Genomic DNA, 12873 nt, shown 5'->3' with positions numbered 1-12873 from the left:
CGACATCCCCGCGACCGACGACAGTCCCGCGTCGATGGTCGATCGCGGTGTGGGGGAGTCCGACCACCTGCAGCGCCTGTGGTCGCCGCACCGGATGTCGTACATCACCGAGTCCCCGCGAGGTCGCGACGAGCCGTACGAACCCTTTACCGATATCCCGAAGATGTCCGACGAGGAAGGTCTCGTCGTCGCTCGCGGCGAAACGGTGTACGCGGTGCTCAACCTGTACCCGTACAACCCGGGGCACCTGATGGTCGTACCGTATCGCCGGGTGGCCAACCTCGAGGACCTGACGCCCGAGGAGAGCGCCGAACTCATGCAGTTCGCGCAGCGGGCGCTCCGCGTCATCAAGCGCGTCTCGCGTCCGCACGGCTTCAACGTCGGCCTCAACCTCGGTGCCGCGGCGGGAGGCTCGCTGGCCGAGCATCTCCACCTGCACGTCGTGCCGCGCTGGGGCGGCGACGCCAACTTCATCACCGTCCTCGGTGGGTCGAAGGTCATGGTGCAGTTGCTGCGCGACACCCGTGCACTGCTCGCCTCGGCATGGGACGAGTGACAGCCTTCCCCGAGTCGTCGCGATCGCATCGTACGGCCGTGGTGCCGTTCGCGTGTCGATCCGCTGCGGGCCGACTGCGCATTCCCGGCCCTACTCGTGGCAGGATCGGATTCCGGACACAACGGTCGGACAGGAAGACAGGGGTCGCGGGATGCTGAGCTTCTTCGGGCGTGCGTCGGTGTCGAAGGTCACCGCGCCGCTCGGCAAGGCGCTGATCCGTACCGGCCTGACTCCGGACGCCGTCACAGTCGTCGGCACCGTCGCCACGATCGCCGCCGCCGTGACCCTGTTCCCCATGGGACACCTGTTCTGGGGTGCGATGGTCATCTGGCTGTTCGTCATGTTCGACATGCTCGACGGAGCCATGGCCCGGGCCCGCGGTGGCGGAACGCGCTTCGGCGCGGTTCTCGACGCGACCTGCGACCGGGTCGCCGACGGCGCGATCTTCGCCGGTCTCGCGTGGTGGGCCGTCTACCACGAGCAGAGCCGTCCGCTGTTCGTCGCCACCCTGCTCTGTCTGGTGACCTCGCAGGTCATCTCGTACGCGAAGGCGCGGGCCGAAGCGAGTGGACTGTCCGCCGACGGCGGTCTGATCGAACGACCCGACCGGCTCGTGATCGTGCTCGTCGGCGCCGGTCTCACCGGCCTCGGACTCGACTGGGCGATCCACATCGCCATGTGGCTGCTCGTCGTCGGATCGGTGATCACCGTCTTCCAGCGGGTGCTCGCCGTCCGCAACTCCGCGGGTGCGCGCGAACTGCTTCCCATCACGCCCCCGGCCGGGGGGACGACGGAGACCCGGGACGACGGGGGAGCACAGTGAGTGTCGGCGAGAAGGCGTCCGATCTCGCGTACGCGGGTGGCTGGCGCCTGGTCCGGGCACTGCCCGACGGCGTCGCGCGACGGTTGTTCGACGCCGGCGCCGACCATGCGGCGCGCCGTGGCGGCGGACCGCAGCAACTGCGCCGCAACCTCGCGCGGGTGCTCGGGGTGCAGCCGCACGAGGTGCCCGACGATCTGATCCGCCGGTCGGTCCGGTCCTACGCGCGCTACTGGCGCGAGGCGTTCCGCCTGCCATCGATGGATCTCGACGCGACCGCGAAGTCGATCGATTCGTCCATCGAGGGCCGTGAGCACATCGAGGCGGCGCTCGCCGCCGGTCGCGGCGCGATCCTGGCGCTGCCCCACAGTGGGAACTGGGATCTCGCCGGCGTGTGGTGCGTCCGCTACTTCGGCGGATTGACCACGGTCGCCGAGCGCCTGCGTCCGGAGTCCCTCTACCGCCGTTTCGTGGACTACCGCGAGGGTCTCGGTTTCGAGATCTTCCCCTCGAGCGGCGGGGAGACGCCGCCGTTCGGGGAGCTTGCCGCGCGGTTGCGCGACAACCGGATCGTGTGCCTGCTCGGCGAACGCGACCTCGCCCGCAAGGGAGTGCCGGTCACCTTCTTCGGCGAACCCACCCGCATGCCCGCCGGACCGGCGAAACTGGCCATCGACACCGGTGCGGCACTGTTGCCGGTGCACTGCTGGTTCACCGAGGACGGCTGGGGGTTCCGCGTGGATCCGGAGCTCGACGTGAGTGTCGGGATCGACGCTGCCACACAGGCCCTCGCCGACCGGTTCGCCGCCAACATCGCCGCCCACCCCGAGGACTGGCACATGCTGCAGCCGTTGTGGCTCGACGACTTGTCGGAGGCTCGCCGCGCCCGGATGGAGGCGTAGGTGAGGATCGGGATGGTCTGCCCGTACTCCTTCGACGTTCCCGGTGGAGTACAGGCACACGTCGTGGATCTCGCGGAGGTCCTCATCGGCCGCGGGCACGAGGTGAGTGTGCTGGCACCCGCGTCGGAGACGACGCCCCTGCCCGACTTCGTCGTCTCCGCCGGTCGCGCCGTCGCGATCCCGTACAACGGGTCCGTCGCGCGCCTGAGTTTCGGTCCGGTCTCCTATGCCCGGGTCCGCCGCTGGATCAACGACAACGATTTCGACGTCCTCCACATCCACGAACCGAACGCGCCGAGCCTGTCGATGCTCGCGCTCAAGGTGGCGGAAGGACCGATCGTCGCGACCTTCCACACGTCGACGACGAAATCGCTGGTGCTCAGCACCTTCCAGGGTGTCCTGCAGCCCTATCTCGAGAAGATCAGCGGCCGGATCGCGGTGTCCGAGCTGGCCCGGCGGTGGCAGGTCACCTCTCTCGGTGCCGATGCGGTCGAGATCCCCAACGGTGTGGACGTGCCGTTCTTCCGGCACGCCCCGCTGCTGCCGGGCTACCCGCGAGCGGGCCGCACGGTGCTCTTCCTCGGCCGGTACGACGAACCCCGCAAGGGCATGGAGATCCTGCTCGGCGCGTTGCCGGCGCTCGTCGCCCGACATCCCGACATCGAGATCCTCGTGGTCGGGCGCGGTGACGAGGACCGCTTGCGGAAGGAAGCGGGACGCTACTTCCGGCACTTGCGGCTGCTCGGGCAGGTCGACGACGACGAGAAGGCGTCCGCGATGCGCAGCGCCGACGTGTACTGCGCGCCGAACCTCGGTGGTGAGAGCTTCGGCATCGTGCTCGTCGAGGCCATGGCCGCGGGGACGGCGGTCGTCGCCTCCCAGCTCGACGCCTTCCGCCGGGTACTGCGCGACGGGCAGGCCGGGGTCCTCGTCCCGGTCGCCGATGCCGATGCGCTCGCGCGTGGACTCCTCGAGGTCCTCGACGACGACGACCGCCGGCAGGCATTGGTCGACTTCGGATCCACGGTGGTCGAAGCGTACGACTGGCCGGTGGTCGCAGATCAGATCCTGCGGGTCTACGAGACCGTCACCGTCGGTGCCGGCCCGGTGCGGGAGGTCCGGTCGTGACCGTCAGCGCGGTGACGATCCTCGTCCTGTCGCTGATCGCCGCCGTGGTCGTGGCGATCGGTGTGTGGGCCTATTCCACCGCCAACCGACTCGACCGCCTCCATGTGCGCTCGGATCTGTCCTGGCAGGCACTCGATGCGGCCCTGGCGCGTCGCGCGGCGGTCGTGCGGAGCATCGTGGCGTCGATCCCGGTCCCGGAGGGACGCACTCTCGCCCTGCTCGCCGATACTGCCGAACGTGCGGACCGCGCCCGGCGCGAGGAGGCCGAGAACGCGTTGTCGGCCTCCTTGGCACGGCTCGAGACCGGCCGGCTGCGCCCCCAACTCGTGGCCGAGCTCGCCGACGCGGAGGCGCGGGTGCTCATCGCCCGTCGTTTCCACAACGACGCGGTGCGCGACACCCTGGCGTTGCGCACCCGACGGCCGGTCCGCTGGTTGCACCTCGGGGGAACCGCGCCGCTGCCCACCTATTTCGAGATTGCCGAGCGGGCGGGTGCGGTCGCCACCGCGCCTCCGGCCGTTCCCGGCACGTCCCCTTCCTCAGGCGCGGCCACTGCTCCCGCTTCGCGGACCACCCCGGTGCCGGATCGGGCACGAACGTCGGCTCGCGTCGTGGTGCTCGACGAGGACGGCCTGGTCCTGCTGCTGCGCGGACACGACCCCGCGGTGCCCGAGCGGCACTTCTGGTTCACGATCGGTGGCGCCGTCGAACCCGGCGAGGACCTGGCGACGGCCGCGCTCCGGGAGCTCGCCGAGGAGACCGGTCTGCGGGTCGAGCGCGACCTCCTGTGCGGGCCGATGTGGCGGCGCGTGGCCGTCTTCCCGTTCAACGGTGAGGTCCTGCACTCGGAGGAGCTGTTCTTCTCGGTGCGGGTACCGTCCTTCGAACCCGCTGCAGACGGCTTCACCGATCTCGAACGGAGCATGCGCCTCGACCATCGCTGGTTCGACGACGACGAACTGCAGGCGCTGGTGCGGTCCGGGAACCCGGTCTACCCGCACGATCTGCCCGAGCTCCTCGATGAGGCGAGGCAGGTCGCGACGCGGCGGCTGGAGCCCGAGATCCGCGCGATCCGGTGAAATTTTGAACCCTTTCGGTCCGGCCGCAGGGCCTCTCACGTAGAGATCCAGTTCGCGAAACTGGACGGTTCCTTTGGGGAATGCGCGGGATCTTCAGTGCCCGTCCGAGGAGTGGACCGGTGTGCGGCAGTCCAGTTGTTCCGAACTGGCTATAGGACCGGCTCGGCTGCGCCCCTAGGCTCGGTTCCGCTGCCCGTCGCCCGTGCGCCGGCAGCTTTCGCCGATCCGTCCACCGAGGAGGACTCCCATCGTGACCAGCCCCGACACCGCCCCCGTCACCGGTACCGCCCGCGTCAAGCGTGGCATGGCCGAGATGCTCAAGGGCGGGGTGATCATGGACGTGGTGACCCCCGAACAGGCGAAGATCGCCGAGGACGCCGGCGCGGTGGCGGTCATGGCCCTCGAACGCGTGCCCGCCGACATCCGCGCGCAGGGCGGCGTGTCGCGCATGAGCGATCCCGACATGATCGACGGCATCATCGAGGCCGTCTCGATCCCCGTCATGGCCAAGGCGCGCATCGGCCACTTCGTCGAAGCGCAGGTCCTGCAGGCCCTCGGGGTCGACTACATCGACGAGTCGGAGGTGCTCACCCCCGCCGACTACGAGAACCACATCGACAAGTTCGCGTTCACCGTGCCGTTCGTGTGCGGCGCAACGAATCTCGGTGAGGCACTGCGCCGTATCAACGAAGGCGCGGCGATGATCCGCTCCAAGGGCGAGGCCGGCACCGGCGACGTCTCGAACGCCACGACCCACATGCGCCGGATCCGCCAGGAGATCCGGCGCCTGAGCTCGCTTCCCGAGGACGAGCTCTACGTCGCCGCCAAGGAATTGCAGGCCCCCTACGACCTCGTCGTCGAGGTCGCCCGCGCCGGCAAGCTGCCCGTCACCCTCTTCACCGCCGGTGGCATCGCCACCCCCGCCGACGCCGCGATGATGATGCAGCTCGGGGCCGAGGGCGTGTTCGTCGGATCCGGAATCTTCAAGTCGGGCAACCCCGCCCAGCGTGCGGCCGCGATCGTCAAGGCCACCACCTTCCACGACGATCCCGACGTGCTCGCGAAGGTCTCGCGGGGCCTCGGCGAGGCGATGGTCGGTATCAACGTCGACGAGATCCCGCAGCCCCACCGGCTCGCCGAACGCGGCTGGTGATCGTTCTACCGGGGCGCGTGCAGGGCGAGCAGGGCGACGTCGTCCTGCACGCCCGCCCCGAGCGTCGCGAGCGCCTCGCGGACGGCCCCGACCGCTTCCGCCGCGCTCGTCGGTTTCGATGCGCGGACGTGCTCGAGGAGCCGGTCCTCCCCGAAGCGTTCACGGGTCTCACCGGAGACGAGGGCCTCGGTCACCCCGTCGGTGTACAGCAGCAGCGTGTCGCCGGGGCGCAGCGCGAAGGTGTGCTCGACGAGCTGCGGCGTGGGCAGCATTCCGATCAGCTGTCCGCCGATCGTGGGGAGATAGTCGACGTTGCCGTTCGCGCGCACGAGGAGCGGCGGCGGATGCCCACCCGAGGCGAGACGGATGTCGACCCGTCCGGTGTCCGGATCGGGCGCGACCGTGCCGAAGGTGAGCGTGCAGAAGGGGGCTCGCGTTTCGCTGTCGCGTTCGTCGAGCAGGGTGGTGTTGAGCGTCCTGAGCGCCGCGGACGGGACCGTCTCGTAGACCGCCGCGGCGCGCAGCGTGTAGCGGACGATCGACGTCACCGCCGCTGCGCGAGCGCCCTTTCCGCACACATCGCCGAGGAACAGCCCCCACGTGCCGGCGCGCGCGGGGAACAGGTCGTAGAAGTCGCCGCCGACCTCGTCGGGGGACGCGATGTGGTAGTACGCGTCGACCTCGAGTCCTGGTACCGCGGGCAGGCTCGGCGGAAGAAGGGTCGCCTGGAGTGTGGCGTTGATCGTGCGGAGCCGCTCACGCTCGAGTTCGGCCTCGCGACGGGCACGGAGCAGTTCCGTCTCGTAGGCGCGGCGCTCGCGGGCATCGAACAGCATCGTGCGGATCAGCGTGGGCCTGCCCTCGGCGTCCGGCTCGACCACCGAGGCGGCCAGGACCGGCAGCCGGGTCCGGTCGGCACGGACGAGTTCGAGGGCGATCCCGTTGATCTGTCCGTGCATGAGGAGGAGCGGCGCGTAGTGGGTCTCGTGGTAGATGCGGCCGCCCACGCTGAGAAGGTCCGAGAAGTACCGCTTGCCGACCAGTTCGTCGCTCGTGAACCCGAGCCAGTCCGTCAAGGTCCGGTTGATCTCCGTGATCCGGCCGTCCGGGAGCGTCGTCAGGAATCCGCACGGCGCGTTGTCGTACAGCGCATCGCCGTGTCGGATACGGGGATCGAGGGTTCGATCGGTCGTCGCCGTCACCCCGATCGGCGCGCGAACGCCGCGATCGCGGCTGCTGTCTCTTCGGGTGCGCTGAGCTGCGGGCAGTGGCCGGTCGCGTTCAGGGTCACGAGTTCGCTCCCGGGGATCTGCTCGTGAACGAAGGCACCGACCTCGCGCGGAGCGATCGCATCGTGGGCGCACTGGGCGACGAGCGTGGGCACCGACACCGCGGCCAGGTCGGAGCGGTTGTCGGACAGGAAGGTCACCCGGGCGAAGACGCGCGCCACCTCGGGATCCGTGCGGCAGAAGATCTCGGCGAGTTCGTCGCCGAGCTCCGGTCGCTCGGGATTGCCCATGATGACCGGCGCCATCGACTCGGTCCAGCCCAGATAGTTCGCCTCGAGGGATTCGAGCAGCTCGTCGATGTCGTCGGTGCTGAACCCACCTCGGTATCCGCTGGCCGGATCGTCGATGAAGCGCGGGGACGGCGCGAGCAGCACGAGACCGGAGAAGACCTCCGGGGCAGCTGCCGCCGCGAGGACACCGATCGATGCGCTCACCGAGTGGCCGACGAAGAGCACCTGCCCGAGATCCAGGCTCCGGCACAGGTCCACGACGTCCTCGGCGTAGGTCTCCATCCGCGAGTAGCGCTGGGAGTCCCAGGCGGTCGCATCGGAACGCCCGGAGCCGACGTGGTCGAACCGCACCACGGTGAAGTCGGGTTCGAGCAGCGGGATCATCAGGCGCCACAGGTGCTGGTCGCAGCCGAAACCGTGCGCGAGGACGACCACCGGGCCCTGTCGGTTGCCCGTGATCGTCACGCTGTTCCTGCGCACCATATCGGTGACTTGTCGCATTGCACCCCCTCCGTTCTCCCGAGGGTGTCATATTCGCTACTCGATAGCGATCCCGGTTCTCTCGCCACCTTCCGGGGACACGGCGTTCGGCACACCTCCGTGCAGCTAGCCTTCTTGCGTACGGTGCACAGAAGGAGTTCCCATGGCGAAGATCGAGCAGATCCTGGCGCTCGAACAGATCGAGAACGACATCTTCCGGGGCATAGCGACGGAGACGTTGCTGCCGCGGACGTTCGGTGGTCAGGTGGCCGGTCAGGCGCTCGTGTCGGCGGTCCGCACCGTCGATCCCGCATTCGGGGTCCACTCGCTGCACGGCTACTTCCTCCGGCCGGGGAACCCGACGATGCAGATCGTCTACCTCGTCGACCGGATCCGCGACGGCCGCTCCTTCTGCACCCGGCGCGTGACGGCCGTCCAGGACGGCAAGGCGATCTTCACGATGTCGGCGTCGTTCCACGTACGCGACGAGGGGATCGAGCACCAGGACACGATTCCGCGGGTGCCGGCTCCGGAGGAACTGCCCGATCCGGAGACTGTGGTCGACGACGCGACCCTGCTGTGGGCGAAGAAGGAATGGGCCGAATGGGATTTCCGGTTCGTTCCCCGCGACCGGATGGACTCGTCGAGCAGGATGGCTGCACAGCAGCAGCTGTGGTTCAAGTCCCGCGAGATCCTCCCCGACGACCCGGTCTTCCACGTGTGCACGCTCGCGTACATGAGCGACATGACGTTGCTCGGCTCGGCGAGTGTCGGCCACGACGACGAACGGACGCAGGGTGCATCGCTGGACCACGCGATGTGGTTCCTGCGGCCGTTCCGCGCCGACGACTGGCTGCTTTACGACCAGACGTCACCCTCCGCCGGGCTGGGGCGCGCACTGACCCAGGGGCGGATCTTCGATCGCAACGGCAACATGGTCGCGGCGGTGGTGCAGGAAGGACTCACGCGGTACCTGCGCGAGTCCTGAACGAGGGCGTCCCCGACGAAGACGTCCCTACGAAGTGCCTGCGCATCGGCGACCCCGAACGGACAGGCAGGCAACGGTGACCATTTCCTCTCCCACGATCGGCGTCCTGGCATTGCAGGGCGACGTCCGCGAACATCGCAGCGCTCTCGAGGAGGCAGGCGCGCGGACGATCGCGGTGCGTCGCGAACGCGAACTCGACGAGGTCGACGGCATCGTCCTTCCGGGAGGCGAATCCACTACGGTCAGCCGTCTGCTGCGTGTGTTCGATCTGCTCGAACCGCTGCGGGCCCGGTTGGAGGCCGGGCTGCCCGCCTACGGTTCGTGTGCCGGCATGATCCTGCTCGCCTCCCGGGTGCTCGACACCACCGAGGACGCCGAACACCTCGACGCCCTCGACATCGTGGTGCGCCGCAACGCCTTCGGCCGGCAGGTCGACTCGTTCGAGACCGACCTGCCGATGACGGGTCTCGGCGACGGGCCGGTGCGCGCGGTGTTCATCCGAGCCCCGTGGGTGGAGGAGATCGGGCCCGACGTGGAGGTCCTGGCCACGGTTCCGGACGGGCCGGCGGCGGGTCGGGTGGTCGCAGTGCGGCAGGGCGCTGTGATCGCGACGTCCTTCCACCCCGAGATCACCGGTGACCATCGCGTGCATCGGCTGTTCGTGGAGACCGTGCGCTCGGCGACCCGACCTCGGGTGCGCCCGACGGCCTCGGCGACATGACGACACGGCCACCGTGCCGGTGGCCCACACCGGGAGCGAGTAGAATCGACTCTCCGACCTGTCGGTTGACGCCGACCACACTTCTCCGGAAGGGGCTCGAAGCGAATGAGCGGCCACTCCAAATGGGCCACCACCAAGCACAAGAAGGCGGTCATCGATGCCAAGCGCGGCAAGATGTTCGCGAAGCTCATCAAGAACATCGAGGTGGCGGCTCGAACCGGTGGTGGCGACCCGGCGGGTAATCCGACCCTGTTCGACGCCATCCAGAAGGCGAAGAAGAGCTCGGTCCCGAACGACAACATCGAGCGTGCCCGCAAGCGTGGCGGCGGTGAGGAAGCCGGCGGTGCCGACTGGCAGACCATCACCTACGAGGGCTACGGCCCCAACGGTGTCGCGCTGCTCATCGAGTGTCTGACCGACAACCGCAACCGCGCCGCGGGCGAGGTCCGCACGGCGATGACCCGCAACGGCGGCAACATGGCCGATCCGGGTTCGGTCGCCTACCTGTTCACCCGCAAGGGCGTCGTCGTGCTCGAGAAGAACGGCCGCTCCGAGGACGAGATCCTCGAGGTCGTCCTCGAAGCGGGTGCCGAGGAGATCAACGATCTCGGCGACTCCTTCGAGATCGTCTCCGAGGCGTCCGACCTGATCGCCGTGCGTACGGCTCTCGTCGACGCCGGCATCGACTACGACTCGGCCGACCCCGATTTCCGGGCGTCCGTCGAGGTGCCGGTCGACGCCGAGGGTGCACGCAAGGTCATGAAGCTGGTCGACGCGCTCGAAGACTGCGACGACGTGCAGAACGTCTACACGAACGTCGACATCTCCGACGACGTCCTCGCCGAACTCGACGCCTGAGCGACGCTCTCGTCGTAGTCGTCCACGAGCGACGCTCGTCGTACTTGTCACAGCGGCCGGGGTCGCGTGTCGGTCTCCCGGCACCCGATCCCGGCCGCTATGCTCTCGAACAGGCGTTCGCAATCGTGCGAAGCAAGGTCGGGTCCGTCGAAGGCGTCGGAAACCCGGCCGTATTCGGGTGTCGAGAGGTGAGTCGGGTGCGCGTGATGGGTGTCGACCCCGGTCTGACCCGATGTGGTCTGGGGATGGTCGACACGGGACGCGGACGCGACGTGATCCCCGTCGCCGTCGGTGTCATCCGCACCTCGCCCGAACTCGACCTCGAGCACCGGCTCCTCAAGGTCTCCGACTCGGTCGAGGAGTGGATGGACCGCTACAAGCCCGACGTCGTCGCGATCGAGCGCGTGTTCTCCCAGCACAACGTGCGCACCGCGATGGGCACCGCGCAGGCCGGCGGCGTCGTCGCCCTGGCTGCGGCGCGTCGCTCGATCCCGGTCATGTTCCACACGCCGAGCGAGGTGAAGGCCGCGGTCACCGGCAGTGGCACGGCCGACAAGAAGCAGGTGACCACGATGATCACCCGCATCCTCAAGCTCGACGCCGCGCCGAAGCCCGCCGACGCCGCCGACGCGCTCGCGCTGGCCGTCGCACACTGTTGGCGGGCCCCGCTGATCGCCAGACTCGCGGCCGCCGAAGCTGCGGCCGCCCAGCAGAAGAAACGCTACGAGGAGCGGCTGCGCGAACAGTCGGCCGCACGGAAGGCAGGTAGCCGGTGATCGCCTCGGTACACGGCGAGGTACTCGACATAGCCCTCGACCACGTGGTGATCGAGGCGGGTGGGATCGGCTATCGGATCAACACCACACCTGCGACCCTCGCCGGTCTCCGGCGCGGCGAGCAGGCCAGACTCGCCACCGCGATGATCGTGCGCGAGGACTCCATGACGCTGTACGGCTTCGTGGACGCCGAGGCGCGCGAACTGTTCGGCCTGCTGCAGACGGTCAGCGGCGTCGGCCCCCGGCTCGCCATGGCCACGCTCGCCGTCCTCGAACCCGATGCGCTGCGTGCGGCTCTCGCCGACGGCAACACCGCAGCGCTGACGCGGGTACCCGGGATCGGCAAGCGTGGCGCCGAACGCATGATCGTCGAACTGCGCGACAAGGTCGCGGCCTTCGGCGCCACGGGATCGTCGCCTGTCGCGGCCGGTGCCTCGCCGCTGCGCGACCAGATCGTCGAGGCGCTGGTCGGCCTCGGATTCACGCCGCGTCAGGCCGAACCGGCCGCCGACAAGGTCCTTGCCGAGGAGCCGGGCGCCGACGTCTCGACGGCACTGCGCTCGGCGCTCAAGCTGCTGGGTAGGTCGCGGTGACCGACGAGTACCGTGAGTTCGAGGCCGCAGGAGCGGCCCGCGAATTCGATGCTGCATCGGCCGACCGCGAGCGGTCGCCGGTCACGGCGGAGCATCTGCCCTCCGACAGCGACATCGAGACCAGTCTGCGCCCGACCAGTCTCGACGACTTCATCGGGCAACCGCGGGTCCGCGAACAGCTGCAGCTCGTTCTGCGAGGAGCGAAGCTGCGCGGCGGCACTCCCGATCACATCCTCCTGTCCGGTCCGCCCGGTCTCGGCAAGACGTCGATGGCGATGATCATCGCCGCCGAACTCGGCACGTCACTGAGACTGACCTCCGGTCCCGCGCTCGAACGCGCCGGTGATCTCGCTGCGATGCTGTCGAACCTCGCGGAGGGCGACGTGCTGTTCATCGACGAGATCCACCGCATCGCCCGACCGGCGGAGGAGATGCTGTATCTGGCGATGGAGGACTTCCGCGTCGACGTCGTGGTGGGCAAGGGGCCCGGCGCGACGTCCATCCCGCTCGAGGTCGCACCCTTCACCCTCGTCGGCGCGACCACCCGTTCCGGTGCCCTCACCGGCCCGCTGCGCGACCGGTTCGGTTTCACTGCGCACATGGACTTCTACGAGCCCCCCGAGCTGCAGCGCATCCTGGACCGCTCCGCATCGATCCTCGGGATCGATCTCCGCGACGACGCCGCCGCGGAGATCGCCGGTCGCTCCCGCGGCACGCCGCGTATCGCCAACCGGTTGCTGCGCCGCGTCCGCGACTACGCCGACGTGCGCGCCGACGGTGTCGTGACCCGGGCCGTGGCCCAGGCCGCGCTCGAGGTGTACGACGTCGACCCGATCGGTCTCGATCGTCTCGACCGCGCCGTTCTCGGCGCACTCGTCCGCAGTTTCGGTGGTGGCCCGGTCGGCGTGTCGACACTCGCGGTGGCCGTGGGGGAGGAGCCCGCCACCGTCGAGGAGGTGTGCGAGCCGTTCCTGGTCCGTGCCGGTATGGTCGCGCGCACTCCGCGCGGACGTGTGGCCACGCAGGCCGCTTGGTTGCAGCTCGGCCTCACCCCGCCGCCGGAGGCCGCCACAGGGGGCATCGAGGTGCGTGCGCGCGAACCACAGCTCGAGCTGTTCGAGGACGACCCGGACACGACCCTCGAGGGCGGTGTCGATCCGTCCGATCCGGACGATCCGGACGTACGGAGGTAGGGCCCTCGCCCGGGGAATGGCACACTGGTCTACTGCGTCGGTCCGTGGAGGCCGATCCCGACGTCGTGGTGCCGCATGCGCCACCACGACCCGCTGGTGTCGCTCGC

Annotated in this window: 14 protein-coding genes; 12 read left to right on the top strand and 2 right to left on the bottom strand. The window is 69.2% G+C overall.

Annotation, left to right across the window (positions count from 1 at the left end):
* The first annotated feature begins 34 nt into the window (after positions 1–34).
* The 6 genes from M3330_RS01680 (at position 35) to pdxS (ending at position 5638) form a co-directional block, all read left to right on the top strand.
* On the top strand, positions 35–556 hold the full coding sequence (locus tag M3330_RS01680; protein WP_051121556.1) for an HIT domain-containing protein: 522 nt from the start codon (positions 35–37) through the stop codon (positions 554–556).
* Between the two features lie 151 nt (positions 557–707).
* On the top strand, positions 708–1379 hold the full coding sequence (pgsA, locus tag M3330_RS01675) for a phosphatidylinositol phosphate synthase (protein WP_006551379.1): 672 nt from the start codon (positions 708–710) through the stop codon (positions 1377–1379).
* The gene (locus M3330_RS01670; RefSeq protein ID WP_006551380.1) at positions 1376–2278 is read left to right on the top strand and encodes a phosphatidylinositol mannoside acyltransferase; all 903 of its coding nucleotides are present in this window, start codon (positions 1376–1378) and stop codon (positions 2276–2278) included. Before pgsA ends, M3330_RS01670 begins: the two co-directional genes overlap by 4 nt.
* Positions 2279–3406, top strand: coding sequence for a glycosyltransferase family 4 protein (locus M3330_RS01665; protein ID WP_024100742.1), 1128 nt, complete (start codon positions 2279–2281; stop codon positions 3404–3406).
* Positions 3403–4485, top strand: a complete 1083-nt coding sequence (locus M3330_RS01660) for an NUDIX domain-containing protein (RefSeq protein WP_255026785.1) — start codon at positions 3403–3405, stop codon at positions 4483–4485. The genes M3330_RS01665 and M3330_RS01660 overlap by 4 nt, the downstream gene beginning before the upstream one ends.
* Positions 4486–4735: 250 nt before the next feature.
* Positions 4736–5638, top strand: coding sequence for a pyridoxal 5'-phosphate synthase lyase subunit PdxS (gene pdxS / locus M3330_RS01655; RefSeq protein ID WP_006551383.1), 903 nt, complete (start codon positions 4736–4738; stop codon positions 5636–5638).
* Between the two features lie 5 nt (positions 5639–5643).
* Here the strand turns inward: pdxS and M3330_RS01650 are convergent, their stop codons facing one another.
* Positions 5644–6840 carry a SpoIIE family protein phosphatase gene (locus tag M3330_RS01650; protein WP_255026784.1) on the bottom strand — a complete coding sequence of 399 codons (1197 nt, stop codon included), beginning with the start codon at positions 6838–6840 and terminating at the stop codon, positions 5644–5646.
* The gene (locus tag M3330_RS01645) at positions 6837–7658 is read right to left on the bottom strand and encodes an alpha/beta fold hydrolase (RefSeq protein WP_033096572.1); all 822 of its coding nucleotides are present in this window, start codon (positions 7656–7658) and stop codon (positions 6837–6839) included. The genes M3330_RS01650 and M3330_RS01645 overlap by 4 nt, the downstream gene beginning before the upstream one ends.
* Positions 7659–7800: 142 nt before the next feature.
* Here M3330_RS01645 and M3330_RS01640 point away from each other — a divergent pair, with 142 nt between their 5' ends.
* From M3330_RS01640 to ruvB, 6 genes are all read left to right on the top strand, one after another.
* On the top strand, positions 7801–8625 hold the full coding sequence (locus tag M3330_RS01640; RefSeq protein ID WP_006551386.1) for an acyl-CoA thioesterase II: 825 nt from the start codon (positions 7801–7803) through the stop codon (positions 8623–8625).
* Between the two features lie 82 nt (positions 8626–8707).
* Entirely contained in the window at positions 8708–9346 is a 639-nt protein-coding gene (gene pdxT / locus M3330_RS01635; RefSeq protein WP_051121558.1) for a pyridoxal 5'-phosphate synthase glutaminase subunit PdxT, read from the top strand.
* A gap of 105 nt (positions 9347–9451) precedes the next feature.
* Entirely contained in the window at positions 9452–10204 is a 753-nt protein-coding gene (locus tag M3330_RS01630; protein WP_006551388.1) for a YebC/PmpR family DNA-binding transcriptional regulator, read from the top strand.
* Between the two features lie 197 nt (positions 10205–10401).
* On the top strand, positions 10402–10980 hold the full coding sequence (ruvC, locus tag M3330_RS01625; RefSeq protein WP_033096573.1) for a crossover junction endodeoxyribonuclease RuvC: 579 nt from the start codon (positions 10402–10404) through the stop codon (positions 10978–10980).
* The gene (gene ruvA / locus M3330_RS01620; protein ID WP_006551390.1) at positions 10977–11573 is read left to right on the top strand and encodes a Holliday junction branch migration protein RuvA; all 597 of its coding nucleotides are present in this window, start codon (positions 10977–10979) and stop codon (positions 11571–11573) included. The genes ruvC and ruvA overlap by 4 nt, the downstream gene beginning before the upstream one ends.
* Before the next feature lie 95 nt (positions 11574–11668).
* Positions 11669–12766: a Holliday junction branch migration DNA helicase RuvB gene (gene ruvB, locus M3330_RS01615; RefSeq protein WP_228045124.1), complete on the top strand. Its 1098-nt coding sequence runs from the start codon at positions 11669–11671 to the stop codon at positions 12764–12766.
* Positions 12767–12873 lie beyond the last annotated feature (107 nt).

Origin of the sequence: Rhodococcus sp. GA1, assembly GCF_024321955.1 — a bacterium.
Classification (GTDB): Bacteria; Actinomycetota; Actinomycetes; order Mycobacteriales; family Mycobacteriaceae; genus Rhodococcus; species Rhodococcus pyridinivorans.
This window is presented reverse-complemented; position numbering and strand designations above follow the sequence as displayed.